The sequence below is a fragment of the Pseudomonas sp. R3-41 genome, from assembly GCF_054161485.1.
The window spans coordinates 1,423,189-1,449,539 of the sequence record NZ_CP096421.1 but is presented as its reverse complement, the minus strand read 5'-3'; the positions used below and the strand labels follow the sequence as shown (position 1 = coordinate 1,449,539).

Below are 26,351 nucleotides of genomic sequence, written 5' to 3'. Positions count from 1 at the left end.
GGTTGGGGTGTCTACTTACGGTAGCCTCACCCGCGACGCTCCGACGCGATGATAGTTGAGTGACTTTTCCGAAAACGGCGTAGTACCTGTGGCGAGGGAGCTTGCTCCCGCTGGGTGGCGCAGCCGCCCCGCTTTTTCAATCCCGAAAGCGCTTCAGCCATGCCACCGTCGCGTCTGCTGCGCAGCCGAGCGGGAGCAAGCTCCCTCGCCACAAAGGCTCATCAGACCATGACGACCACAAGCACCTGCGCATTCCTCGCGCAAGGCTGGCAACCACCTATCCTGAAAACACACCTACCGTGGCGAGGGAGCTTGCTCCCGCTGGGTGGCGCAGCCGCCCCGCTTTTTCAATCCCGCAAGCGCTTCAGCCATGCCACCGTCGCGTCTGCTGCGCAGCCGAGCGGGAGCAAGCTCCCTCGCCACAAAGGCTCATCAGCCAATGACCTCCGACAAGAGTTCGCATGTCGGCTGTCCACAATTTCCCCTCCCCCACGCCAACCACCGTCTAAGCTTCAAGCAAGTCCGATCAATCTGCTTAATGGATCAGTCGACTATGGGCGCTTTGTGGCAAACCGATTCGAATGAACCTGTGGTCCCGACTGAACGTATGGAAGAAGCGCCTTTACCTCAAAAAAAACGCCGCGCACGGCATGGCTGGCGGGCATTCTGGTTGTTGTTGCTGATTATCGTCGTGGTGGTCGGCCTGGCGGTGGCCAAGGAAATGCGCACGTCGCGGTTTCAGGCCCGGGAGCTCAGCAAGTACGCCGAGTCCCTGAGCTATTCGGTGCAGCCGGGGCCCAGCGATGCCATCGTCTATCCGGGCGCGGGCCCATTCGACCGGCGCTTGGGCTACAGCGCGCTCGGGGAGTTCCTGCCGCGCCTGCTCAAGCGTGACTACGTGATCCAGGCCCAGGCGCGGTTTTCGCCGGCGTTGATGGACTACGTCGAAAAAGGCCTGTTCGTACCCTATTCGGAAAAGATCCAGGCCGGGCTGACCATCACCGACTGCCGCGCCGCGCCGGTCTATCAGTTCAAGTACCCGCAGCAACTGTATGCGAACTTCGAAGCGATCCCGCCCGTGGTGGTGCAGAGCCTGTTGTTCATCGAGAACCGTTTTCTGCTCGACCCCAAGCAACCCTTGGCCAACCCGGCCGTGGACTGGCCGCGCTTCGGCATGGCGGCCTGGTCGCAAGTCGCCAAGCTGTTGAGCCTGCCGGGGCAGTCCGCCGGGGGCAGCACCTTGGCGACACAACTGGAGAAGTACCGTCACTCGCCTGAAGGCCTGACTGTGTCCGGCGCGGAGAAGATCCGCCAGATGATTTCCGCCAGCGTGCGTGCTTACCAGGCCGGCCCGCAGACCCTCGAGGCGCGGCAACGGATCATCCGCGACTACCTCAACAGCGTGCCACTCTCCGCCGTGCCGGGGCACGGTGAAGTCCACGGCATGGCCGAAGGCTTGCGGGTCTGGTATGGCGCCGATTTCAAGCGCGCCAATGAACGCTTGTCCAGCACCGCCACCGACCCCAAGAGCCTGGCGGAAAAAGGCCTGGCCCTGCGGGAAATGCTGTCATTGATGATCGCTCAACGCCGCCCGTCCCATTACTTGTCCAAGGGGCATGATGAACTGGCGCGCCTGACCGACAGCCACATCCGCCTGCTGGCACAGAACGGTGTGATCGACGCGGCGCTGGCCGAGGCGGCCCTGGCGAGCAAGGTCACCTATCGCGACTGGGTCCAGGACCCGACCGTCCAGCCCATCGAAACCAACAAAGGCATCAGCGCCGCCCGCAGTCGCCTCGCCACGTTGCTCAACCGCCCGCTGTACGACCTCGATCGCCTCGACCTCTCCGCCACCAGCACCTTGCAAAGCGATTTGCAGGCCCAGGCCACCGAGTACCTCAAGCGCTTGGCCGACCCGGCCTTCGCCGCCGAGATCGGCCTGATGGGAGAACGCCTGCTGACCCCCACCAGCACCACCCAGGTGCGCTACAGCTTCACCCTGCTGGAACTGACCCCCGATGGCTCGCGCGTGCGGGTGCAGACCGACAGCACCGACCAGCCCTTCGACATCAACGAAGGCAGCAAGCTGGAACTGGGTTCCACCGCCAAGCTTCGGGTGCTGACCACCTATTTGCAGATCATCGCCGAACTGCATGAGCGTTATGCCCAACAGACTCCGGCGGCGTTGAAGAAAACCGAGATCGCCGAGCAGGACCGCCTGTCCCGCTGGGCGGTGGACTATCTGATCGAAAACACCGACCGCAACCTGCCGACGATGCTCGAAGCGGCGCTGGACCGCACTTATTCAGCCAGCCCCGGCGAGGCGTTCTTTACCGGCGGCGGGCTTCACACCTTCCATAACTTCCGCAAGGAAGACGACGGCCGCCTGCCCACGCTGCGCGACTCCCTGCGCGAATCCATCAACCTGCCGTTCATTCGCCTGATGCGCGACCTGGTGCGCTACGCCACCTACGCCGGGCCCAATAACAGCTCTGAATTGCTCAAGGACGACAAGGATCCACGTCGCCAGGAATACCTAGCCCAATTCGCCGACCGCGAAGGCACCTCGTTCCTGCTCAGGTTCTGGAAGAAATACCAGAAGAAGGACACCGCCCAGCGCCTGGAAACTTTCCTCGACGGCATGCGCCCGACCGCCATTCGCCTGGCCGCCGTGCACCGTTATTTCTTTCCCAACGACAGCCAGGAGAGCTTCAACCGTTTCGTCCGCGCGCATTTGAAATCGGCCAAGAGCGCTGAAAAACTCACCGAAGAACGCCTCGAACGTCTCTATCAAAGCTATGGCCCCGGCGCCTACGACCTGCCAGACCAGGGCTTCATCGCCAAGGTCCACCCATTGGACCTATGGCTGATGGGCTACCTGCTGAACAACCCCGACGCCAAGTTCAGCCAGATCGTCAAGGCCAGCCAGTTCGAGCGCCAGGAAGTTTATAGCTGGCTGTTCAAGAGCCGACACAAGAGCGCCCGCGACAGCCGCATCCGCACCATGCTGGAGATCGAAGCCTTCCTGGATATCCACCAGCGCTGGCAGCAAGTCGGCTATCCATTCGATCACCTGGTGCCGTCGCTGGCCACCGCCATCGGCAGCTCCGGCGACCGCCCCGCCGCCCTGGCGGAACTGGTGGGCACCATCCTCAATGACGGCGTCCGGCAGCCGGCCTTGCGGGTCGATAGCCTCGACTTTGCCGTCAATACGCCCTACGAAACACGACTGGTCAACGACCCGGACAATGGCAAGCGCGTGATGCCGGTGGAAGTGGCCCGGGCCTTGCGCGGTGCGCTGTCCCAGGTGGTGGATGCCGGCACCGCGAAACGCGTGGCCGGCAGTTTCAAATTGGCCGACGGTACGCCGCTGGCCATGGGTGGCAAGACCGGCACCGGTGACAACCGCATCGAAGCGGTGGGTTCCGGCGGACGGGTGATCAGCTCCAAATCGATCAACCGCACCGCCACCTTCGTGTTCTACATCGGCGACAGCCATTTCGGCACGTTGACCGCTTTCGTTCCAGGTGCGTCGGCGCAGAACTTCAAGTTCACCTCAGCGCTGCCGGTGCAGGTGCTCAAGGGCATGGCGCCATTTCTCTCGCCGTACTTGCAGCCGGGAAGTCATACCCAGTGCAAGCCGTTAGTGGCAAACCAGTGACTTGTAGACCGCCTTTGTATTACAGGTTTACGCGAGGCACCGCATCGAAGATGACCGTGAAGTTCGCGGTGTACAGGCCCGCGGACCAGTGAGGGATGCCCCAATTAACCGGGATGATGAGCATCTCCGCCTGGGTCCCTGGCGTGGATGTGGCGTCATCTACTACCTCTTTAGGCGCATAGCCCAACTGTACGTTATTGAACCAAACGCGCAGAGGTCTGATCACGCTACCATTAGACAGATCAGGGCGCCCCTCTAGGTAAGCATGAACCGAGCCGTCGGTATTCTTCACATCAAAGGTATGGCGTATGGAACTCAATTCGAAGGATACAGGGTTGTAATACATGCGCTCATCTTTACCAAAGTTCGGATCGCGTGGCTGCACATGAAATTGTTTATTAGGAATGTTCGCGGTGATATGGATGGATGAGCGCGCATCATCGGCAGCGAATACCCACGAGGAACTCAAGGCAGCGACACTCAGAGCAGCCACGAACATCATTTTATTAAGCATGTTTTACGCCTTTCTTATAGTTAATAGAGCAAGCTGCGGCTAGCAAACCAGCTAACGTGCACAGGGGCATGGATCAGAGGGTTACACGAGGGACTGCATCGAAAATGACGGTGAAGTTACCGGTATACAAGCCTGGTGATTCTCCATCTGGATTCTTGGATGCAGAGATAACCATCTCGGCCTGGGTGCCTGGCGTGGACGACGCATCATCCACGACCTCCTTAGGCTCGCTACTCAGGATTACGTAATTGAACGACACCGACAGGTCAATTCGGGCATTCCCATTGCTCAGCCAAGCCGGGCCGTCCTGAAGATAAGCATGCACGGAGCCATCGGTATTCTTTACATCAAAGGTTTGGCGCAAAGGTCTTAAAAAGCCCGTGATAGGGTCAAGGTGCATCACTTCGTCTTTACCGAACTCCGGGTCCCGTGGTTGCACATGAAACTGTTTGTTCGGAATATTCGCCGTGATGTGAATGTTCGAGCGTGCATCATCGGCAGCGAACACCCACGAGGAACTCAGGGCAGCAACCCCCAGAGCAGTAACGAACATAATTTTTTCAAACATCTTTGACACCTTTTTATGGTTAATAACATCTTTGGCGAGGGAGCTTGCACGCTATGAGCCTCACCCTTCCGTGCGCTTGCGCTGATCGCCCTACGGCGCCAAAGCATCGAATACCATGTGCACCGTGCCGTAATAGTCACCGGGCACATAGGCGTCACCGGGCTTGATCGCGGCAATTTCCAACGGCACCTGGCGCCCCGGCCTGGCCTCGCTGGCCGACACGACCTGGGATGAATCCAGGCTCAGTTCAACGTTATTGAACTTGACCCTCAAGTCGATACGCTCGCGACCATTGGACAGATAGGCTTCTTCGCCCAGCCGGGCGCCGATGGCGCCATTGGTGTTCTTGACCTCATAGGTCGCGCGCAAGGGCATGAGGTCGTTTTTGATGGTGTTGAACGGCAAGCGCTGTTCGCGCTGTACCAGCTCCGGATCGAGTGGCAACACGTGAAACTCTGCCGTCGGGATGGTCACGTAGAGTTCGAACGTTTCCCGCTCGACCGCCGCCCAAGCCGGGAACCAGGGCAATGTCAGCCCGATCGACGCAAGGAGGCATAGCAGTGTCTTGGACATATCGATTACCTGTAGCGCAATGACGATTCGGCGACGGTAGCCGTCAACCCTTGATTTCGACGGTTTTGCTCTGGCCACCCTCGATCAATGTGAAGCGATACTCACGGCCCGCCTCCTTGTCGAAGGAAAAGGACCGACCGGCCATGACGTGGTGCTTGGTGGCCGGACGGCAATCGTTTTCTTTCTGCGCGGCGCAATCCTTGAATTCATCGATCACCACCACGCTGTTGCCGTTGTTGCGCATCAGGTAGCGGCTGGCGTTGTCATCGATCACCGTCTCGAAACGGGTATTTTTGGGCCGCACGAAAAACACCGTGCCGTAACCCGCCAGGACCTTGACCCCCGCCTCCACGCGTTCCTTCTTGTAGGCTTCGCGTTCCTCGGCGCTGACGGCAAACTCATCCTCGGCTTCGGGCACCACCGGCACGAAACGCACCCGGAAGTAACGCTCCTTGTCGCGGTTGCCCATAAACAACAACCGCGTGCCCTGCATGCCGTTGGCCGGCACGATCAGCCGGGCCGGGCTGGCCATCAGGCCATCCTTGGCGGTTGCGCTGGCCTGGTTCTGCAGCGGCACTTCCTGATAAGTGCCGTCCTCGTTGTAGACGATTTCCAGGATGTTGACCTTGACGAAGGCTGTGGACGTGCCGCCGTTGAAAACCCGTTTCATGTAGGTGCTTTTGTCACCGTCCAGGTAGTCGTAGACCACCCCAACGCCGATCTGCGGCCCGGCCTGGGCCACGCTGCAAAAAAGACCGAATCCAATCCATGCCAATAGCTGTTTCATTTACTTGTCTAACCTCGTGCATCAAGCGCAATTACTAATAGAGTGTGGCCGTCAAGCCATTCAAACTTCCGAGTCCCAGATGACCGTGACGTTGCCGGTGTAAATGCTGGCCCCACTGTCCAACATCGCCTCGACACCGCTTGTGTCAATTTCGAAATGCAAAGCCCCAGGTCGTCGGTCGATATAGAACCCCGGCTGGAATAATTCGGTGCCGCTGCCGTCACGTAACAACCGACGCCGGTTGACTGGCTGATCGGCCGCGTCGGTCAAACCGTCGGGCAGGCTGACGCTGACCGCCACCGGCACGGCATGGCCGGAGCCGGTCTCCGATACCGCACAGGTGTTACCGCTTACGTGTTGGCACTCAAGCAGCATCTTGAATCGTGAAGAGGTCGAAATATGGAAGCGCTGGTCACGAAACAGCCGCGTCGGCTTACGCCCGCTGTTCAGCCAGGATTGCCAGCCTTCCTGCGGCACCAGCTCTACACGGTTGCCACCTGGAGGCACGTCGACCTTGAGCGTGTGCTCGACGTCGAGTTTGAAATTAAGGGTGATCACCGAATCACTGGCCACCATGACATCACCCATGTCGATGTCCCGTCCCGGCCCGACACTGTAGGTAATCGAGCCTGTGTATTGGCCGGACGACATCCTCAGAGGGTTAGGCGTGCGCAGTTCATAGGCAAAATCCAGATAGTTGTACTTCATCGACGGGACCAGGTAGTTGGCCCTTTTTGCACACGTACCCTCTGTCGGCGTTTTCCAGAAGAACTGATAGGACCTTTCGTTATACCAGCCAACACCGCTGTACCGGCAGGGCGCGGGGGCATATACCCAATCAAGACCACTCCATAACATTCGGTGCGCTTGAATCGTACTCACGCCTCCGCCGACCAGATCGACCACCTTGCGATCAAACTCATGACGCGATCCCAAACCGGCCCAACGTACTTCAACGAAGGCCGTTTCACCTGTACCGGCATGCGTCACTTGGGTGATACGCCAATTAGCGGGCACTTCGAACATCGCACCTTGGCGAGGGTCACCATGGTTTGCCTGGATAGGTGCGTTCGATTCAAAACTCATTGGCAACCGGATGCTGAATGTCGTACCCGCGCACTGCGATGGATGCTCTTGGCAATAACCACTATTGGGCGTGGTATTGGTAAAAGCATTCTGCTGAGGCTTGGACGGGTCGGGCCTGAACAATGCGGTGATGTTCTGGCTCAATGCGTTGGCAACAGGAACGCCGAAAAACAAATACGTTGAAACCACACAGCCTGCTATTACTGGTGATCCTTTCATTGGTACGACCTCATTCAAATCCGTTGAATAGACCAAGTTTTTTAAACTTCCGAGTCCCAGACAACCGTGACGCTGCCGGAATACGCCTTCGCACCGCTGTCGAGCATTTGTTCGACGCTGTCGCGACCAATTTCGAAGTGCAGGGTTCCCGGCCCGCGATCGACATACTGGCCCGGTTGAAACAGTTCGGTGCCGCTGCCGTCACGCAACAGCCGACGCCGATTGACGGGTTGCCCGGCGCCGTCGGTCAAGCCGTTGGGCAGGGTCACGCTGATGTCGACCGGCACCGCATGGCCGCTGCCGGCCTCGGATACCGCGCAGGTATTGCCGCTGACTTGCTCGCATTCGAGCATCATCTTGAAGCGCGAAGAGGCGGAGATATGGAAGCGTTGGTCACGAAACAGCCGCGTTGGCTTACGACCGCTGTTCAGCCAGGATTGCCAGCCTTCCTGAGGCACCAGTTCGACCCGGTTGCCCCCGGGGGGAACATCTATTTTGAGGATGTGCTCGACGTCGAGTTTGAAATTGAGCGTGAGCGCCGAATCACTCGGAACCATGACATCGCTCAGATCAATATCCTGCCGAGGCCCTATGCTATAAGTCAGCGACCCTGTGTATTGGCCGGAGGACATTTTTAAAGGATTGGGTGTGCGCAATTCATAGGCGAAGTCCAAATACTCATAATTCATGGTTCCGGCAGGAAGCAAATAACGGGCGGTCTTGGCGCACGCGCCTTCTGTTGGCGTCCGCAAGAAAAAGGTATAGACCCGATCGTCAAAACCTCCCCCACTGACGTATCGACATGGAGGGGGTGGATGCGCTCCCCAACGACCGCCCCATAACATGTCGTGAGCTTCCAGTGCGCTCACGCCCCCGCCTACCAATTGGATCACATTGGGGGTGAACCGGTGTTTCGAGCCAAAGCCGGACCACCGCACTTCAACAGTTTCTGATTCGCCCGTACCCGTATGGGTAACTTGTACCGGACGCCAATTGGTAGGCACACTGAACATAGCGCCTTGCCGAGGATCTTGATGATTCGCCTGGATAGCGCTGTTCCCATCGGCAGTGAGGGGCAATCGAATGCTGAACATGCTGTAGCAGGGATTGGACGCGCAGTGACCGCTTACCGGCGTGGTGTTGAGAAAAGTATTCTCGTTGGGTTTCGAGGGGTCGGGCCTGAACACCGCCGTGATATCCCGACTCAAGGCATTGGCCGTAGGCACACACGCAAACAACAACACAGAGACCACGCTGCGCACTGCAACCGATAAGGGTTTCATTTATACAACCTCATACATCAAGACAAATAACTGCGTGCAACACTGTTCTTTCCGAGAATCGGTGAACCCGTGACGAGGGAGCTTGCTCCCTCGCCACGGGTTCATCGTTGATCTTGAGCGACCAGCATTAGCCAATAGGGTTGTGCTCCCACAGCCTTGGCGGTTCATGAGCGCTGTTTCGCAGTGTCAGCCTCGGCAACCGCCGTATCGGCCAACGTGTCCGGCGTGCAGCGCAAGTCACCGATCATCAACACATCGCCTTCGCGATCGGCGTTGTCGGGGTCAAGCCGGAACCGGCAGAACAATTCATTGCCATAGCGCACTTCCAGCGTCGGCGAGCCGGCATTCATTTCCATCGAGAAGAACCCGTCCACCTCGCTGATGCCGCGGCTGGCGTGGTTGATCACGTGATGGCCCTTGAGCGGCTGTCCCTGGGCATCGAGCAAGCGCCCGAGCACCGTCACCGTCCGCAGGACCTGGATCCTGCGATAGTCCACGCCGCCCTTGTTCAGGTGATAGCGGGTGCGCGACGGCTCGATGTTCGCCGCCGGCGGGTGAAGGCCCTCGAAATCGAAGGTCACCATGCTGTTCTTGTAGGCAGTGATCGGCACGAAGTTGCGACCGGGATGCAACAGGGTGCTGCCGCCGGTCAAATCGTCGGCGCGCAGGGCGACGGCGTCCAGATCGGTTTCCACATCGACGATCATCCCCGCGCCGCGCCCTTGGGGTACGCCGGTGAACGTGGCTTTCTGGCCGCCCACGGCCACTGTGCTGCTCAGGTTCAAACCGCCGGTGAGGTTGTCGTTATAGGAAGAGCGCTGGACGAAGCCATCGCCGAACAGTGAATCGGTCTCGAAGCTGGCGAGGCCGGACAGGCCCACACCATACGTGTCGGCCAGCACCGTGCCGGAGACGCTTTGCAGCACATGGTCCTCCAGGCTGCGGCGATACGACAGCGAGGCATTGTTGTCGCGCTCGCCATCGCGCGAGGTGCGCGTGCCGATGCTGCCCGACCAGTATTCACCCGGCCCGCCCAAGGCCACGCTGAGGCTCAGGTCCAGGCCGCGATTGCGTTTGTCGCCCGTGCTCGACGTACCGGGACGGTCGAACACCGATAGTCGCCAGTTGGCATCGCTGCCACGAAACGTTGTGCGCTGCGTCCAGCCAAGGTCCAGGCCCGTGCCCTGTACGTTGCCTTCGCTATAGGCCAGCCGCCCGTTGACGGAGGTCTTGTTGCTCAAGCGATGGTTGACCGACAGCGACGAATTGCTGGTATGTCCTACATATACATTGCGCTGGCGAATGCGCGTGCCGTCCGGCAAGGTCTCGTAGGTGTTGCGGGTGTCAAGCCAACTGCGGTTATGGCTGGCGACGACGCTACCATTGCCGTAGCTGTACAGGCCTTGCAGGTCCATGCCGTTGCCGTACTGCTCCGTCTGATAGACGTTGGCATAGAGGCTGGTATTGCTGCCCAGCGTCCAGTCCACCGAGGTGCCGACTTGCAATTTGTCCTGCACCTGGCGCGTGGAGGCGCCCAGGATGACCCGGGGGTGCAACAGGTAGTTGACGCCAAGCCCGGCGGTGTTGAAACCCGAGGGCTGGTCTTCCCAGTTGCTCCAGAGTCGGGTCTCCCGCCCGGCGAACAGGTTGTAGCGCCAGCGGTCTTCGGTACTGTTCCAATTGTTGGGTTTATAGACCAACTCCTGGCTGGTGGCGGTGGTTTGCCCGTCCTCGATCAGCCTGACTTCCACTTCATAAATGCCGCCGGGCAAGCTCCGGGTATCCAGGCTTTGCAAGCCGGCGCTGACGGCTTGGGTATTGATCAACAAGCCGTTGCGATAGATTTCCACCGAAGCCTGACGGCTGGCGGTGACATAGATGGGGTAGACGCTGGGCTTGGGATTATCGATCACCAGGCTGTCGGAGCTGCCATACATCACCCCCAACGCCGTGTCCGGGTTGGCACCGAACGAACGGATCTGCCGATTCAAGCCATCGGAGCTTGGCGTGAAATAACCCAGGCGAAAGAAAGTGCCTTCCAGCTCCCGTTGGGTATAGAGCTCGTGGACAGCATGGTAGATCTTGTCATCCGGCCCACCCAGGCGCGAGAGCTGGAGGTCCAGCGACTGGCTCCAGTTGCCCAGGCTGGAACTGGCGTTGAGGCCATAACGGCCACCGGTGTCCTGTTCCTGGCCACCATTGATATTGAGTTGGTTGTTCAGGATCAGTCCGAGGCTGCCGCCTTCCGGCTGATCGTAGTAACGCTTGGTTTCGGTGACGCGTTCCACGTCCCTGGTCAGGATCGTCACCAAGGAATTTTCGAGACTGTAATGCACAGCCAGCAGCCCTGACGAACAGTTGGCTTCGCAGGCACCCAGTGCCAGCCCCTGTTTGAGAAGTTGCTCCCATTGCTCACGCTCGATCGCTTTGATGGTGCTTTCCTGAGTGTCCGTGAACTCCAGCAGGGTGATTCGATCATCCCGCGTCAAGACCACCATGGCTTCACCGAGATACTGCTGGTTGAGTTCAACACGAACCGCAAGAGGGACATCGAAGAAATGCGCTTCGAACTCCGCCGGCAGGCCCTTGGCCTGGGCCAACAGGCTTCTGGGGGTAGTACCGGGGGCAGTCGGCGCGGCCAGTGCATTCGCGCACAACAACAGCGCGAGCGCACCCGCGATGGGTGTCATCGGAAACATCAACGGACTCTCATTAATCTGTGCGCTATCGGGGCGTTTCAGGTGCGGGCCGACCGGCTGGGGAGAACCGGCCGGCCTGCGGCGATGCCCGTGGGGCGAGGTGAAACTCAACGGGCATCGACGGCCATCAAGGACGCGGCACGGCGTCGAAGATGACGGTCATATCAGCGGTATAGAGGCCGTTCTGGGTGTCCAGCGGCTTGGCCGGGATGATGACCATTTCAGCCTGGGTACCTGGAGTTGAGGTAGCGTCGTCCACTACTTCCTGGGACAAGGCGGTCAGGGTGACGCCATTGAACGTGGTGGTCAGGGCAATGGCGTCGCTGCCGTTGAACAGCGAAGCCGGACCGCCTTCGATATAAGCGTTTACCGAACCGTCAGTGTTCTTCACATCGAAGGTCTGACGCAACGAGGTCAGGGTGCCGCTGACCGTGTTGTAGTTCATGGTTTCATCTTTACCGAAGTCTGGGTTGCGCGGCAGCACATGGAACTGCTGGGTCGGGATGTTCGCGGTGATGTGGATGGAAGAGCGTGCATCATCGGCAGCGAATGCCAGCGAGGAACCCAGGGTAGCGGCGACCAGGGCAGTACCGGATACGAGTTGTTTGAGCATGTTGTTAACACCTGTTTTTAAGCAATAAAGAGAAATGGCTGGAGCTTGCAAACCAAGCGCAACTTGGCTGGCCCTCCAACGCCGAGCATGATCGGCGCTCTTTAATTAAAAAAAAGCAGGCAATTTCCTATAGGCTTGTAGTACCTACGGCATACGAAAGAGCGAAAAATATGCAGTTTTTGTTAAAGCATAAGTTTAGCTGTCAGAAACAGCCCACATTTTAAGCCTGCGCCATTTTTATCATTACAAATGTATGCCGCCGCCCCCCGCATACATTGAGCATTCCTGTAAGGTCATTCCCTGAACGCAAGTAACCCGCCGCAAAAACAAGATATATCTTAGTTTACGAAAAATGATTAAGTCAAAAGATATATCTTTTACTCAAGATATATCTGAGTGCTATCTATATGCAGAACGGAGACAGCATATGAACCCCCTTTATTCTCATTCCGATTCTTCCTCCAAACACGAACACGACGGTTTCGAACGACGCCCGACCGGTTCGCGTGGCAGCCGGGCGCCCCGGGTCTTCGCCGCCGGTGATTTAAAAGTGCTGTTGCTGGCGTTGATTGCCGAGCAGCCGTGCCACGGCTACGACCTGATCCGCCGGATCGAGCACATGTTCGAGGGCGCCTACAGCCCCAGCCCAGGCGTCATCTACCCGACCCTGACCTTCCTGGAAATGAACGCCATGATCAGTTGCGGCGTCGAAGATGGAAAAAAATGCTACAGCGTGACCGATGCCGGACGTCTATCCCTTGAGGAACAGGCCGAAGCGCTGGATGAGGTGCGTACGCGCATCGAAACCAGCAAGCGCGCATTGCGCGGCCATGAACGCCCCCCGGAAATCCATGAAGCGGTGTATAACCTGCGCCATGCCTTGCAAAAGCATCATGGCCACTGGAGCCCGGAAGAAATCCGGCGGGTGCGCGACCTGCTCGACGCCACCGCCAAAGCCATCGTCGACGGCCCCGACCGTCCATCAGTCTCGGAGTCAAGCCAATGACCGAAGTCGATCCAAACACCATCCACCGTGTCAGCCACGAGATCAAACGCCGTCGCCTGCAAGTGCTGCGGGTCGAGGACCTGACCCCGCGCATGCGCCGCATCACCGTCGGCGGGCCGGAACTGGCCGGGTTCGCCAGCCTGGGCACAGACGACCATGTGAAACTGCTGTTCCCGCAGAACGCCGAGGAACAGGCCGCCCTGGATAACTTCAATCCCAGCCCTAGCCCCAGCATCGACAAGGCCCAGGGCCCGATGCCCCCGATGCGCGACTACACCCCGCGCCGCTATGACCTGGACACCTTGGAGCTGGACATCGACTTCGTGCTCCACGGCGACGGCCCGGCCTCGACCTGGGCGGCCCAGGCGGCGCCCGGGCAATACCTCAACATCGCCGGGCCCCGGGGCTCGATGATCGTGCCGGACATCTTCGACAGCTACCTGCTGGTCGGCGACGAAACTGCCCTGCCCGCCATCGCCCGCCGCCTCGAAGGGCTGGCGCCCAACCGGCGTGCCCTGGTGGTGGTGGAGGTGGAAAACGGCGCCGAGCAGCAAATCCTCCAGAGCCCGGCGCAGGTGCACGTGATCTGGGTGCTGCGCGAGGGCCGCCCGGACAACCTGCTGCGCACCGTGCAACAGTTGGACATGCCTGGCGGCAAGTTGTACGCCTGGATCGCGACCGAGAGCAAGGTGTCGCGGCAGATTCGCAAGGTGTTGCTGGAAGAGAAAGGGTTGGATCAGGATTTTGTGAAGGCGGTGGGGTATTGGAAGCTGGATGACAGTGAGGAAGATTGAGGGAGTGGCGGTGCTGAAGTACCCTTCACTCACTGACTGAGCACAGCCTTTGTGGCGAGGGAGCTTGCTCCCGCTGGGCTGCGCAGCAGCCCCCCAAAAAACAGTCACCTCGATCTATCTGATCCACCGAGTTGTCAGGTTTTGGGTCTGCTTCGCAGCCCAGCGGGAGCAAGCTCCCTCGCCACAGGGGGCTGTTTGCCCTTGAGGGTTTCACCGACATTCCATCCCCACCAGGTACCCCGCCCCATGCTTTTCCTGCTCGCCTACATCAGCAGCGTCGTGCTGATCAACTTCGCGTTTTCCGCCGCGCCGCACCTGGACATCATCTGGTCGGCCTGGGGCGGCCTGGTGTTTATCCTGCGAGACATGGTGCAGACCCGTTTCGGTCACGGCGCCCTTGCGGCGATGCTGGCGGCGCTGGTGTTGTCCTATGTCACCTCGGATCCGACCATCGCCCTGGCCAGCGCCACGGCGTTCGCGGTGTCCGAGTGCATCGACTGGCTGGTGTTCACGATCACCAAGCGCCCGCTCCATGACCGGTTGTGGATCAGCTCGGCCCTGAGTATTCCCCTGGATACATTTATTTTCTTCGGCCTGATCGACGCCCTGACGCCCGCCGTGGTGATCACCGCCCTGCTCTCGAAATTCGCCGGGGTCACCGCCGTCTGGCTGATCATGGCCTGGCGTCTGCGCAAACAGGCCGTCACCGGCTGACGCGGTTCATGTAAAATGCCGCGCTTTCTCCCATGGGAAGCTCGCCCGGCGCGCGCCCCCGATGATCCGCTCCTGTTTGAGGACCTTCAGATGACCCGTATCGGAACCCCATTGTCGCCCACCGCGACCCGCGTTTTGTTGTGTGGCAGCGGTGAGCTGGGTAAGGAAGTGGTGATCGAACTGCAGCGCCTGGGCGTCGAAGTGATTGCCGTGGATCGCTACGCCAACGCGCCGGCCATGCAAGTGGCCCACCGCAGCCATGTGATCAACATGCTCGACGGCGCAGCCCTGCGTGCGGTGATCGAGGCCGAGAAGCCGCATTTCATCGTGCCGGAAATCGAAGCCATCGCCACCGCCACCTTGGTGGAGCTGGAAGCGGAAGGCTTCACGGTGATTCCTACGGCTCGCGCCGCGCAACTGACCATGAACCGTGAAGGCATCCGTCGCCTGGCCGCCGAAGAGCTGGGCCTGCCCACCTCGCCGTATTTTTTCGCCGACACCGTGGAGGACTACCGCAAGGCCGTCGAGACCCTGGGTTTCCCGTGCGTGGTCAAGCCGGTGATGAGTTCGTCGGGCAAGGGCCAGAGCCTGCTGCGCAGCGCTGATGACGTGCAGAAAGCCTGGGACTATGCCCAGGAAGGCGGCCGTGCCGGCAAGGGCCGGGTGATCATCGAAGGTTTTATCGACTTCGACTACGAAATCACCTTGCTCACCGTGCGTCACGTCGGCGGTACCACGTTTTGCGCACCGGTCGGCCACCGTCAGGAAAAAGGCGACTATCAGGAATCCTGGCAGCCCCAGGCCATGAGCCCGGTGGCCCTGGCCGAATCCGAGCGCGTCGCCAAGGCGGTGACCGAAGCCCTGGGTGGTCGCGGCCTGTTTGGCGTCGAGCTGTTCATCAAGGGTGACCAAGTGTGGTTCAGCGAAGTCTCGCCACGCCCGCACGACACCGGCCTGGTGACGCTGATTTCCCAAGACCTGTCGCAGTTCGCCTTGCATGCCCGTGCCATTCTCGGCTTGCCGATTCCGCTGATCCGCCAGTTCGGCCCGTCGGCCTCGGCGGTGATCCTGGTGGAAGGTCAATCGACCCAGACCGCCTTCGCCAATCTGGGCGTGGCCCTGAGCGAACCGGACACCGCCCTGCGCTTGTTCGGCAAGCCGGAAGTCAACGGCCAGCGCCGCCTGGGCGTGGCCCTGGCCCGCGATGAATCCATCGAAGCCGCCCGCGCCAAGGCGACCCGGGCTTCCCAGGCGGTCAAGATCGAGCTGTAAAACAGGCTGAGCACAACCCCAAGGCTGAGCACGATCCCCTGTGGCGAGGGAGCTTGCTCCCGCTGGATGCGTCAGCATCCCCTGCAGTGTGATGGCTGGCAAAGCAGGGGGCCGCTTCGCAGCCCAGCGGGAGCAAGCTCCCTCGCCACAAAAGCTAAAAAGCTAAAAAGCTAAAAAGTTCAGAAGCTCAAAAGTTCGGAAGCTCGGAAGCTCGGAAGCTCGGAGGCCTGCGTTCGCAGAGACTCCGCGCTGCTAAAAAAAGGCGACACCCGCAAGGGTGTCGCCTTTTTCATGGTCGCCGGTTGAGCTTAATCCGGCAGCTTGTAGGCAATCACATAATCACCCTGCTTGGTGCCCAGGGAACCATGACCACCGGCAACGACCAGCACGTATTGCTTGCCGTCCTTGCCGGTGTAGGTCATCGGCGTGGTCTGGGCGCCGGCGGGAAGGCGGCCTTCCCACAGCTGCTTGCCGTTCTTCACGTCGTAGGCACGCAGGTACTGGTCCAGCGTGCCGCTGAGGAACGCCAGGCCGCTGGCGGTGGTGAACGTGCCACCCAGGCTCGGGACGCCCATGCTCAGCGGGATCGGAACCGGCGAGCTGTCGCGCACGGTGCCGTTCTTGTGCTTCCACAGGGTCTTGTTGTTGGTCAGGTCCACGGCCGCGACATAACCCCACGCAGGCGCCTGGCACGGCAGGCCCATGGGCGAGAGCAGCGCTTCGAGGATCACGCCATAGGGCGCGCCCTTGTTCGGCTGCACGCCTTCGGTTTCGCTCTTGCGACCCGGGCCACCGGCCACTTCGGCCGCCGGCACCAGTTTCGACTTGAACGCCATGTAGCTCGGGTTGACGAAAGCGATCTGGCGCACCGGGTCGACCGAAATGCCGCCCCAGTCGAACACGCCGAAGTTACCCGGATAGACGATCGAGCCTTGCAACGACGGCGGCGTGAACATGCCGTCGTAACGCAAGGATTTGAAGTCGATCCGGCACAGCATCTGGTCGAACGGGGTCACGCCCCACATGTCGCGTTCCTGAAGGACCGGCGGTACGAAGTTCAGGTCGGACATCGGCTGGGTCGGCGAGGTGAAGTCGCCTTCCACCGCGCCTTGCGGCACCGGGATCTCCTTGATCGGCACGATCGGCTGGCCGTTGCTGCGGTCCAGCACGTAAATGCTGCCCTGCTTGGTCGACGCCAGGACGGCCGGTTTCACGCCATCGGCGGTCTTCAGTTCCATCAGGGTCGGTTGACCGCCGACGTCCATGTCCCACAGGTCGTGGTGGGTGAACTGGAAGTACCAGCGCACCTTGCCGGTGGCGATGTCCAGGGCGGTCAGGCCGGCGGCGTATTTCTCCGATTCCGGTGTGCGGAATCCGCCGAACTGGTCGGGGGTCTGGTTGCCCATCGGCAGGTAGAGCATGCCGAGTTTTTCATCGACGCTGAACATGGACCACATATTCGGCGAGTTGCGGGTGTAGGTCTTGCCTTCGGCAATCGGCGTCGTGTCGTCGGGGTTGCCGCTGTCCCAGTTCCACACCAGCTTGCCGGTGTGCACGTCGTAGGCACGGATGACACCGCTTGGCTCGTCGGTGGAAACGTTATCGGTGACGTGACCGCCGATCACCACCAGGTTTTGGGTGACCGCCGGTGGCGACGTGGAGTAGTAACCACCCGCGGTGAAGCCACCGATATTGGCGGTCAGGTCGACCTGGCCCTTGTCGCCGAAGTCTTCGCACATCTTGCCGGTGTCGGCATTGAGGGCGATCAGGCGGGTGTCGGCGGTCGGCAGGAAGATCCGCCGTGGGCACACGGTGCTGGCCGGCGTAGTGCTGGCGGTGCCGGTCGGGCTCTGCTCGGCGGAGGCGTACACGGCGTCATCGTGGTAGGTCACGCCTCGGCAGGTCATGTGGGCCCAACCCTTGAAGTTTTCCGCTTTTTGCGTGGAAAGCTTCGGATCGAAACGCCAGATTTCCTTGCCGGTCTCAGGCTCCAGGGCAATCACCTGGCTGTGAGGCGTGCACACGTAGAGCATGCCGTTGACCTTTAGCGGGGTGTTTTCGGCGGTGGTTTCACCCGGGTCGTTCGGCCCTGGCAGGTCGCCGGTGCGATAGGACCAGGCTTCCTTCAACTTTCCGACGTTCTCAGGGGTGATCTGCGCCAGCGGCGAATAGCGGTCGCCATGGGCACTGCGCCCGTAGGAGTTCCAGTCGCCGTCCGGCATGGCCGGTGCGGTGTTGGCCATGCCCGGCACGCTGTCGCGGTCCAGTTGGCCCTTGATCTCACCCGGGTTAGTGAACTGGCTGGCGAGCGCGGCGATACCGGCGATGACCACGGCGGCACCCAATGCGCGGGTGCCCATGGCCGAGGCATCGGCGGCCAACAGCGGGCGACGGAACCACGGCAGCAACATGACGATGCCCAAGGCAAACAGCATCGCCAGGCGCGGCACCAGCTGCCACCAATCCAGGCCCACTTCCCAGAGTGCCCACACGGTGCTGGCGAACAGCACCAGCGCGTACAGGCCCAGGGCCGCGCGACGGGCCATGATCAGCAACACGCCGGTCAGCGCCAGGCCGATACCAGCCAGCAGGTAATACAGCGAGCCGCCGAGCGTGCTCAGCTTGATTCCCCCGGCCAGCAGGGCCAGGCCCATCAATAGAAGCAGAATGCCGAGCAAGCTCGGTAGCAGACGGCTTCGACTCAAAGCACCCTCAGTGCTCATAGTGTGATTCTCCGTGTCGTTTTGAGGAGTCCCGCGCAAGTAGTCACTTTAGATGACGATCTTGAGGGGCCATGGTTCAGTTGAAAAAGGCAAATTGGCCGCCGCGATCCCTTGTGGGAGCGGGCTTGCTCGCGAAAGCGGCGGATCAGTCAGCTCGGCGTTGAATGTAAAATGGCCTTCGCGAGCAAGCCCGCTCCCACAGGAATCAGTCTGAGATAGCGCTGTCTTTATAAAGTCAGAACAACGGGCATTTTTGATAATTCGATAGGAGTGAGCTGTACGCAGAGGCTCTGGCACACCAGAAGAAGCGTTTCAGCAGGCGGCGCAAGGATAATGTCCAGTTACAAATAGAGAAAGCGCTTTTATTGACATGAATCATTTCGGATTCAGTAACAGTGCGCCTGGCCCAGGAGGCCACGACGAAGGCTATGCTTCCACCACAAGGGCACCTCGGCTAAGGTGCGCGGCTTTACCCTTTTTCCCGCGAAGGCCTCCAATGACCGAACCCCACAACAACCCGCTGCACGGCGTGACGCTGGAGCAGATCCTCAACGCCCTCGTGCAGCATTACGAATGGTCCGGCCTGGCTGAGCGTATCGATATCCGCTGCTTCAAGAGCGACCCGAGCATCAAGTCGAGCCTGACCTTCCTGCGCAAGACGCCTTGGGCGCGAGAGAAAGTCGAACGCCTGTACATCAAGTTGATGCGCACCAAACGGCCGGTCTGAATAGCCGTGGGGATGGTCAGAGGTCCTCACCTCACCCTGCGACAGCGCTTCGTGTCGGTGGCGGCGCTGCTGGCCTGGGCGGGGTTAAGCAACCAGCTGTATCTGATTCTGCTGGGCCGCTGGGAACTGGGCGCGAGCCTGCTGGGCGGGTTGGTGAGTTTCTTCAGCTTCTTTACGGTGCTGACCAACCTGTTGGTGGCGGTGGTGCTGACCTGGGAGCTTACCCCGCGCCCCTCCCCGGCCCGACGCTGGTTCCTCAGGCCCAGTGTACGCAGCGGCATCGCCGTGAGCATCGCCCTGGTCAGCCTGGCCTACAACCTGCTGCTGCGCCATCTCTGGCAGCCCGAGGGCTGGCAGTTCGTGGCCGATGAATTACTGCATGACGTGGTGCCGTTGCTGTACATCGCCTATTGGTGGCGGTGCGTGCCCAAAGGCAGCTTGCGCCTGGGCCACATCGGGTTGTGGATGATCTACCCCTTGGTCTATTTCGCCTATGCCCTGCTGCGCGGGGATTTGCTGGCGGCCTACCCCTACCCTTTCATCGACGTGGCGAGCCTGGGTTATCCACAGGTGTTCGTTAATGCCGGGGGGATATTGGTGGGGTTTGTCGGGATTGCGCTGGGGGTGGTGGGGATGGATCGGTGGGTTGGACGACGATCGATTAAAGCCTTGTGAGATGCCCTTGTGGCGAGGGAGCTTGCTCCCGCTGGGCTGCGCAGCAGCCCCTCTTAAACAGCCACCGTATTTTCCTGATACACCCGGGCGCCTGATTTTGGGGCTGCTTCGCAGCCCAGCGGGAGCAAGCTCCCTCGCCACAGTGGAGCGTATTCACAATCAGCGTCGTGCCGGCATCATCCACACCAACCCACTGGCCTTGGCCCGTTCATGACACAACGCCAAAACCGCGCGTCGCTCCTCGTTGTCCATCCGGCTCCAACGGGTAATCTCGGCCACGGTGCGCTGGCAGCCGGTGCAGATGTCGTCATCGTCCAGCGCGCAGATATTCACGCAGGGCGACGGCACCGGGCGTTCAGCGGCGCTCATGGTTCCTGCTCGACCAGATCGCGGGCGTAGCGCTGGGCGTTGTGCACATAGTGCGCCGCGCTGGCCACGAGCATGTTCTTCTGGGCCTCGGTCAATTCACGCACCACCTTGCCCGGCGAGCCCATCACCAGCGAGCCGTCGGGAATCTCCTTGTTCTCGCCGATCAGCGCGTTGGCGCCGATGATGCAGTGCTTGCCGATCTTCGCGCCGTTGAGGATCACCGCGTTGATGCCGATAAGGCTGTAGTCGCCTACCGTACAGCCATGGAGCATGGCGTTGTGGCCAATGGTCACGCCGGTGCCGATGGTCAGTGGATAGCCCATGTCAGTGTGCATCACGGTGCCGTCCTGCACGTTGCTGTCCTTGCCGATCAGGATCAGTTCGTTGTCACCGCGCAGCACGGCGTTGAACCAGACACTGGCGCCCTCTTCGAGGCGGACCTTGCCCACCAGCGTGGCGTTGGGCGCGACCCAGCTCTGTGGGTGGGTTTCGACACGGGCATCGCCCAGGCGGTATTTCATGGGAATCCTCGGGGCATCAGGTGTTGATGAAAGTCTTCGGCGGGGTGTGCAGGTCGATTTCGGCGTCGTACAGCAGGTTGACCAACTCGACGATCATGATCGCTGTCAGCCCCCAGATCTTGTAACCCTCGAAACGATAGCTGGGCACGTACCAGCTACGGCCCTGGTAGTCGATGCGGTGGGTATGCTCGCGCGGGTCCTTGCGGAAAAACTCCAGCGGCACGCTGAACACTGCGGCGATCTCGGCGTCGTTGGCTTGGTATTCGACGTAATCCGGGATCACGCCGACGTAAGGCGTGACCTTGATTCCGTGCAACGAAATCAGTGGACTGAGGGGACCGATCACCTCCACCAGGCCGGGGGGCAGGCCGATTTCCTCTTCCGCTTCGCGCAGGGCGGTGAAAATCAGGTCGGGGTCTTCCGGGTCTCGGCGTCCGCCGGGGAACGCCACTTCGCCGCCGTGGGTCGACAGACCGCTGGCGCGCAGGGTCAGTACCAGCTCCGGTTCATCACTGCGAGTGATCGGCACCAGCACCGCCGCTTCAGGGAAACGCCGATCGGTCTCCAGATCGCGCGGCGTGTGGTTGGTTACTCGATGCAGTAGCTCGTCCAGCATGAGACTTCTCGATTTATTCGCTGCCTAGCATCATGCACCAATCACGCAAGCGGCCCAAGCCCCGGACCGCGTCATGTCGCGAAACGACAACTTGCCGATACCGCCCCGTACACGCCAAGATAGGCGCAGCCTCCAGGAATCCAAGCATGAAATTCTGCAGCCAGTGCGGTAACCCGGTGACCCAGCGCATACCCGAGGGCGACTCGCGACTGCGCTTTGTCTGTGACACTTGCCATACCATCCATTATCAGAACCCCAATATCGTTGCCGGATGTGTACCGACTTGGGGCAGCAAGGTCCTGTTGTGCCGACGCGCCATCGAGCCACGGCGCGGTTATTGGACACTGCCGGCGGGCTTCATGGAGAACGGCGAAACTGTCGAGCAGGCCGCGGTGCGCGAAACCGCCGAGGAAGCCTGCGCCCGGGTGCGTAACCTGAGCATCTATACGCTGATCGACGTACCGCACATCAGCCAGGTGCATGTATTCTTCCGCGCCGAGTTGATGGACCTGGACTTCGCTGCCGGGCCCGAAAGCCTGGAAGTGAAGCTGTTTGAAGAAGCCGACATTCCCTGGGACGAGCTGGCTTTCCGCACAGTGGGCCGTACCCTAGAATACTTCTACGCTGATCGGCGAGCCGAAGATTACCCGGTGCGATCCGAGTCGATACCGCCGTTGGCCCAGCCTGCCAATACTTGAAAATCCAATATAGCCGCGACACCTCTAGGGATATCGTTTCAATGCGCTGGTTGCTTGTCCTGTTCTGCTTGTCATTCACCGCGGTGTCCCAGGCCGCCGCCGTGGGAACCTATAACGGCAAGGTCATTGAAAAAGTCCTGGTGCTGAAATCCGCCCATCAATTGCAACTGATCAACGACGGCAAGCCGCTCAAGACCTATCGCATTTCCCTGGGCAAGGGCGCCAAGAAAGGCCCCAAGCTGATCGAAGGCGACAAGCGCACCCCCGAAGGTTTTTACTGGATCGACTGGCGCAAGGTCAGCGACAAGTTCTACCTGTCGATGCACATCTCCTACCCCAACATCAGCGACGCCGCCCGCGCCCGCCGTGAAGGCGTGGAGCCGGGGGGCATGATCATGATCCACGGCACACCGGATTCTGAAGACAATCCTGAGCAGTTGTTCCATACGCTGGACTGGACCGACGGCTGCATCGCCATGCGCAACGTGGACATGCGCGAGGTGTGGAACCTGGTGCCGGATGGGACGATGATCGAAATTCGTCCGTAGCGCCCTATTTTTGCGGCGAGGGGCTCCTGTGGATAAGGGTTCCTGTGGCGAGGGAGCTTGCTCCCGCTGGGTTGCGCAGCACCCCTAAGACCAGGCAATTCGGTGCCTCAGGCAAATTGAGTTGCCTGCTTTGGGGCCGCTTCGCAGCCCAGCGGGAGCAAGCTCCCTAGCCACAGGGAACTGTGTCGACCAGCCTTTTTGTTACAAGTCCACGCACCGCAACGCCAACCCCTCCCCCCGCCTTGATCTACCCTCAGAACTGATGCGATGGCTCGGCTCGCTCGGCCCCCGCAGAATCCAAAAGTGAGACGTGTCACGTCGAAGCATAGGAAGTCATGACGTATGTGATTCGATAGGGCTTCACCGTTCCTGATAAGGCATCGAATCATGACAATCAATAACAGTTTCATACAGGCCACAGCTGTCGCGGCGGTGGTGTTTGCAGGTATGTGGCAACCGGGCGCCGACGCGTGGGGAGCCGATGGAAAAGAGGAGCCATGGTATACCGCCTGGCTTCAGGTCACGGCGGATACAGACGTGTCGATCCGCGATACCAAGCCATCTTTGCATTGGCGCACCGATATGGACACGCTTTATCGAGGGGACACCACGGGTCAGGGACTCGACGCCTTCCAGAACGGGATCTTACCCAAAGCCGTAGGCTTTCCAGTACCCGAATGGATGTATGACTGGTGGAGCCACGGTGCTGGGGCAGCGAAATCGGTCTACAGCAGCACAACCCGCGATCAGGATCTCGCCCAGCGCTTCGCCAAGGAATGGGTCTATGAGATCAAAGCCCCTCATGGTATTGACCAGGATGCATCTGGGGGATGCTGTCAGCGAGCAGGAGATCAGCTTTCCGGGGGGAGTCAAGCGCGAGTTCGTCAGGCAAGCATGCAAGAAAGACAACCTTGCCGATTGTGAGCCCAACCCGAACTACCGCGAACCGACGGGCCATGAAAGCCCATTGGAGGTCGCGGCGATGAGCATCGATTGGAACCGAATCACGCCCCCGGAAGGTCTGGCATGGGTAACGAGTAAGCAATCGCTCTGGGCAGTCGGCTCTCCACTAATCCACTCTGTACAGGGGGAGGATGCACTTGCCCAAGGGTTACGGGCCTGGAACTCGCAGGTACCAAACTTGAGATTGGCGAGTGATCCAGAGTCGCGCGCTTTTACCAACTCGGCCGTTGTGGCGTTTCGCGACTATACCGATGCCAAGATCTGGGCCATCGCCCAAGCGCAAAACGGCGGCTGGGTATATGAAGTCAGGCCTAACAGCGTGGCCGTGGATCTATCAGGGCGTAACACCGGCGCACGCGAAGGCGCTTTCGCGTTCATCGGCGGTATCAAGGGAGGCCTGTTGATGAATGCACGTCGTTTTGAGAAAGGCGTGAGCGAACCGGTCGAGTGCATTGGCATAGAAAAAGAGGTTTGCCGCCTCGAAAACCGTCATCAGTAGTTTTCCAATCCATGCCAGCCGCGCATGCTGTTACTCAAGGCTTGTGTGAATCACTGTGGCGAGGGAGCTTGCTCCCGCTGGGTTGCGCAGCAACCCCAAAGCAGGCGACTCAATCTGCCTGACACTCCGGGTTGTCGGGTTCTAGGCTGCTTCGCCCGAGGCGTCGGACCGTCCCAGCGGGAGCAAGCTCCCTCGCCACAGGGTTTGGTGTCGATTGGCCTATTTATCAACGACACGAAACCACTGCGGGAGCTTGCTCCGGGCGGCGATCCGACGATGAGGCCGGCAACTACGGCATCAAGTCCGAAGCTCAACCCGGTCCAGGGCCTTGTTCGCCAGCAACGTCCCCAGCTCGATCATCTGCGCTACCCCCAACGCCACATGTCGACGCGAACCGTCCAAATCAAACATGAGGTCGCTAAGCACCGCATTGGCCGAGGCCAGGGTTTCGCTGAGGTTGGCAAGCAGGGTTTCGGTATCAACGTTGTCCGATACGGTGAACAACTGCACCGAGGGTTTGGGGTCTGGTTCGCTGTCGTCGGGCTTGAGGTAATGGTCCATCGCGCGGTCGGCAGCTTCTTTCAGCTTTTCGGGGGCGTAGTCGCCGTAGGGGAAGGTGGAGGCGGGTTTTGGCGTGTCAGAATTATTTTTCAATTGAAGCTCCTTTAATTTAATGGAGCCCAGGACAAAACGTCCGGGCCTGTTGCCCCTTGATTTTTTTTCGGACGGTCAAACCCGGTCGCTGAATTGGCAGCGACACCCAAAGGCTAGAGCCCTCGCTTCCGAGGGACAACCTTAAAAACATGTCGGAAATTTCGGGGCGTCTGACAGACCAAAGGGTGATCATTCACACAACAAAAAACCGGCCTAGACCGGTTTTCGAGGATGACATTTGGGTTCACACAAAAGCTGCGCGCTGCTCAGCCTCATAATGCCGAGTCTGAAAGGGCAAGAGGGTTTGCACCTTCAAGCCAAGCCCTTCATTCAGCCCCCAAGAGAGAGCGAGTTCATCACGGCGCTTGCGAAGCGCAACAGCTGTTTGCGAGGTTACTGCTTGCTTGGGTGTCGAGCGTAAAAACAGCTCAAGGGCTTTGAAGACTTCCAATGCACGACTGTCCGTGACGCAGGAAAATCGGGTGAGTCGTTCGAGCAAATACCCTGCACGACGCAACTCGACCTCATCAGTGTGTTGGCTTAAAAAAGCTTGGGCTGCGCTGATCAAGTCCAAATTGGAATACCAGACAGCCTTGGCTGCGCTCACAAGCGCCACATCATCTGCCTTATTCAATGGTTTTTTGACCAAGGTCTCGAGAGCAAGCAAGAGGTCTTGGCTGCTCACTATCTTCTTCATTTGTACTCCTTGATGATTTGAAAACTGTCACATCGACAGCAGTATCCAAAGGCTGAAGCTCTCGCTTCCGAGGCACAACCTTAAAAACATGTCGGAAACTTCGGGGCGTCTGACAGCCCCTCCATCTAGTCAGGGATGTTTCGCACAAATTTCAGATAGGTTTTTTGGATGGGGTTGGGTACATATCCATTGCTGCGGTAAGGGCGACTTAGGGTTCCGCCCTGACGGCGGCTCACTTTTGAAAAGCCCGGAAGCCGGCCCAGTCAAAAGTAAGCAAAACGCTTTTGCCCCACCACTCGGTGCCTCGCTTAGGCTCGGCATGCCCGAGGCGGCCTGATAGCCGACCTGGTTCTTGATCGGACTGCGTTTATCCTGTGGGAGCAAAGCTTGCTCGCGATGACGGTAGCCAATCCAAATCTGGGTAATTGAAGTACCGCTATCGCGAGCTCGCTCCCACACTGGATCTTCAGCAGACCCAAAATTCATGTGCACCCAGTCCCCTGTGGGAGCGAGCTTGCTCGCGATGAGGCCGGCACATCCAACATCTTCATTGACAGAGCCACCGCTATCGCGAGCAGGCTCGCTCCCACAGTGTTTACCGTGGATCAATCTGTGCCGTGATGGCTGGGAAAGCTTTTGTGGCGAGGGAGCTTGCTCCCGCTTGAGTGCGTAGCGCTCATCGCTTTTTTGGGGCCGCTGCGCGCCCCAGCGGGAGCAAGCTCCCTCGCCACAGGACCGTGCCGTTCCCAAAACCTTTGTGGATATCCAACGTCACCGCAAACTGACCCTCCGCCTTCGCGAGCAAGCTCGCTCCCACAGGGGAAATGCGATCACTCAGAACCAGGTCGGCTACCAGGCCGCCTCGGGACGGG

25 protein-coding genes are annotated in these 26,351 nt (G+C 59.8%); 11 read left to right on the top strand and 14 right to left on the bottom strand.

What is annotated here, in order from left to right; translation table 11 throughout:
• Window positions 1-553 precede the first annotated feature (553 nt).
• Complete coding sequence (locus tag M1D99_RS06535) at window positions 554-3,661, top strand: transglycosylase domain-containing protein (protein WP_458131544.1); 3,108 nt, start codon at window positions 554-556, stop codon at window positions 3,659-3,661.
• Window positions 3,662-3,680: 19 nt separating this feature from the next.
• Here the strand turns inward: M1D99_RS06535 and M1D99_RS06530 are convergent, their stop codons facing one another.
• The 8 genes from M1D99_RS06530 to M1D99_RS06495 all read right to left on the bottom strand — a co-directional run bounded on the left by M1D99_RS06530 (window position 3,681) and on the right by M1D99_RS06495 (window position 12,003).
• A complete protein-coding gene (locus M1D99_RS06530) occupies window positions 3,681-4,175 on the bottom strand; it encodes a CS1 type fimbrial major subunit (RefSeq protein WP_434574470.1) in 495 nt (164 codons plus the stop codon).
• A 73-nt stretch (window positions 4,176-4,248) separates the two neighbouring features.
• On the bottom strand, window positions 4,249-4,743 hold the full coding sequence (locus tag M1D99_RS06525; protein ID WP_458131543.1) for a CS1 type fimbrial major subunit: 495 nt from the start codon (window positions 4,741-4,743) through the stop codon (window positions 4,249-4,251).
• A 90-nt stretch (window positions 4,744-4,833) separates the two neighbouring features.
• Window positions 4,834-5,316 (bottom strand): CS1 type fimbrial major subunit, encoded by a 483-nt coding sequence (locus M1D99_RS06520; protein WP_434574468.1) that lies wholly within the window; start codon window positions 5,314-5,316, stop codon window positions 4,834-4,836.
• A gap of 43 nt (window positions 5,317-5,359) precedes the next feature.
• Window positions 5,360-6,103, bottom strand: coding sequence for a molecular chaperone (locus tag M1D99_RS06515; protein ID WP_458131542.1), 744 nt, complete (start codon window positions 6,101-6,103; stop codon window positions 5,360-5,362).
• Between the two features lie 60 nt (window positions 6,104-6,163).
• Window positions 6,164-7,408 carry a hypothetical protein gene (locus tag M1D99_RS06510; RefSeq protein WP_434574466.1) on the bottom strand — a complete coding sequence of 415 codons (1,245 nt, stop codon included), beginning with the start codon at window positions 7,406-7,408 and terminating at the stop codon, window positions 6,164-6,166.
• Between the two features lie 41 nt (window positions 7,409-7,449).
• Window positions 7,450-8,691, bottom strand: coding sequence for a hypothetical protein (locus M1D99_RS06505; RefSeq protein ID WP_458131541.1), 1,242 nt, complete (start codon window positions 8,689-8,691; stop codon window positions 7,450-7,452).
• A 164-nt stretch (window positions 8,692-8,855) separates the two neighbouring features.
• Window positions 8,856-11,390 (bottom strand): TcfC E-set like domain-containing protein, encoded by a 2,535-nt coding sequence (locus tag M1D99_RS06500; RefSeq protein ID WP_434574464.1) that lies wholly within the window; start codon window positions 11,388-11,390, stop codon window positions 8,856-8,858.
• Window positions 11,391-11,517: 127 nt separating this feature from the next.
• Window positions 11,518-12,003 (bottom strand): CS1 type fimbrial major subunit, encoded by a 486-nt coding sequence (locus M1D99_RS06495; protein ID WP_434574463.1) that lies wholly within the window; start codon window positions 12,001-12,003, stop codon window positions 11,518-11,520.
• Between the two features lie 427 nt (window positions 12,004-12,430).
• Between M1D99_RS06495 and M1D99_RS06490 the strand changes: the two genes are divergently transcribed.
• The 4 genes from M1D99_RS06490 to purT all read left to right on the top strand — a co-directional run bounded on the left by M1D99_RS06490 (window position 12,431) and on the right by purT (window position 15,789).
• Window positions 12,431-13,009, top strand: a complete 579-nt coding sequence (locus tag M1D99_RS06490; RefSeq protein ID WP_434574462.1) for a PadR family transcriptional regulator — start codon at window positions 12,431-12,433, stop codon at window positions 13,007-13,009.
• A complete protein-coding gene (locus M1D99_RS06485) occupies window positions 13,006-13,803 on the top strand; it encodes a siderophore-interacting protein (protein WP_458131540.1) in 798 nt (265 codons plus the stop codon). The genes M1D99_RS06490 and M1D99_RS06485 overlap by 4 nt, the downstream gene beginning before the upstream one ends.
• Window positions 13,804-14,049: 246 nt before the next feature.
• Window positions 14,050-14,517, top strand: coding sequence for a preQ0 transporter (locus M1D99_RS06480; RefSeq protein WP_458131539.1), 468 nt, complete (start codon window positions 14,050-14,052; stop codon window positions 14,515-14,517).
• 90 nt (window positions 14,518-14,607) lie between these two features.
• On the top strand, window positions 14,608-15,789 hold the full coding sequence (gene purT, locus M1D99_RS06475) for a formate-dependent phosphoribosylglycinamide formyltransferase (protein WP_207966776.1): 1,182 nt from the start codon (window positions 14,608-14,610) through the stop codon (window positions 15,787-15,789).
• 308 nt (window positions 15,790-16,097) lie between these two features.
• Here purT and M1D99_RS06470 read toward each other — a convergent pair whose 3' ends face one another.
• A complete protein-coding gene (locus M1D99_RS06470) occupies window positions 16,098-18,512 on the bottom strand; it encodes a glucose/quinate/shikimate family membrane-bound PQQ-dependent dehydrogenase (RefSeq protein ID WP_434574459.1) in 2,415 nt (804 codons plus the stop codon).
• A gap of 496 nt (window positions 18,513-19,008) precedes the next feature.
• On the opposite strand from M1D99_RS06470, the gene M1D99_RS06465 reads away from it, so the two are divergent.
• Complete coding sequence (locus tag M1D99_RS06465) at window positions 19,009-19,239, top strand: VF530 family protein (RefSeq protein WP_458131538.1); 231 nt, start codon at window positions 19,009-19,011, stop codon at window positions 19,237-19,239.
• A gap of 12 nt (window positions 19,240-19,251) precedes the next feature.
• Window positions 19,252-19,914, top strand: coding sequence for a Pr6Pr family membrane protein (locus M1D99_RS06460; protein WP_458131537.1), 663 nt, complete (start codon window positions 19,252-19,254; stop codon window positions 19,912-19,914).
• A 159-nt stretch (window positions 19,915-20,073) separates the two neighbouring features.
• Here the strand turns inward: M1D99_RS06460 and M1D99_RS06455 are convergent, their stop codons facing one another.
• Genes M1D99_RS06455 through M1D99_RS06445 form a run of 3 tightly spaced genes read right to left on the bottom strand, consistent with a single transcriptional unit; the run spans window position 20,074 to window position 21,420 of the window.
• Window positions 20,074-20,283, bottom strand: coding sequence for a DUF1289 domain-containing protein (locus tag M1D99_RS06455; RefSeq protein ID WP_458131536.1), 210 nt, complete (start codon window positions 20,281-20,283; stop codon window positions 20,074-20,076).
• Window positions 20,280-20,804, bottom strand: coding sequence for a gamma carbonic anhydrase family protein (locus tag M1D99_RS06450; RefSeq protein WP_186705191.1), 525 nt, complete (start codon window positions 20,802-20,804; stop codon window positions 20,280-20,282). The genes M1D99_RS06455 and M1D99_RS06450 overlap by 4 nt, the downstream gene beginning before the upstream one ends.
• Before the next feature lie 16 nt (window positions 20,805-20,820).
• Window positions 20,821-21,420, bottom strand: coding sequence for a CoA pyrophosphatase (locus tag M1D99_RS06445; protein WP_186705190.1), 600 nt, complete (start codon window positions 21,418-21,420; stop codon window positions 20,821-20,823).
• A gap of 146 nt (window positions 21,421-21,566) precedes the next feature.
• On the opposite strand from M1D99_RS06445, the gene M1D99_RS06440 reads away from it, so the two are divergent.
• The 4 genes from M1D99_RS06440 to M1D99_RS06425 all read left to right on the top strand — a co-directional run bounded on the left by M1D99_RS06440 (window position 21,567) and on the right by M1D99_RS06425 (window position 24,128).
• Complete coding sequence (locus tag M1D99_RS06440) at window positions 21,567-22,118, top strand: NUDIX hydrolase (RefSeq protein ID WP_186705189.1); 552 nt, start codon at window positions 21,567-21,569, stop codon at window positions 22,116-22,118.
• Between the two features lie 41 nt (window positions 22,119-22,159).
• A complete protein-coding gene (locus M1D99_RS06435; RefSeq protein WP_039591469.1) occupies window positions 22,160-22,666 on the top strand; it encodes a L,D-transpeptidase family protein in 507 nt (168 codons plus the stop codon).
• Between the two features lie 387 nt (window positions 22,667-23,053).
• Window positions 23,054-23,590: a hypothetical protein gene (locus M1D99_RS06430; protein ID WP_458131535.1), complete on the top strand. Its 537-nt coding sequence runs from the start codon at window positions 23,054-23,056 to the stop codon at window positions 23,588-23,590.
• A gap of 58 nt (window positions 23,591-23,648) precedes the next feature.
• Window positions 23,649-24,128: a hypothetical protein gene (locus M1D99_RS06425; protein WP_458131534.1), complete on the top strand. Its 480-nt coding sequence runs from the start codon at window positions 23,649-23,651 to the stop codon at window positions 24,126-24,128.
• 297 nt (window positions 24,129-24,425) lie between these two features.
• Here M1D99_RS06425 and M1D99_RS06420 read toward each other — a convergent pair whose 3' ends face one another.
• Entirely contained in the window at window positions 24,426-24,782 is a 357-nt protein-coding gene (locus M1D99_RS06420) for a DUF6124 family protein (RefSeq protein WP_458131533.1), read from the bottom strand.
• Between the two features lie 244 nt (window positions 24,783-25,026).
• Complete coding sequence (locus tag M1D99_RS06415) at window positions 25,027-25,479, bottom strand: hypothetical protein (protein WP_458131532.1); 453 nt, start codon at window positions 25,477-25,479, stop codon at window positions 25,027-25,029.
• Between the last annotated feature and the right edge of the window lie 872 nt (window positions 25,480-26,351).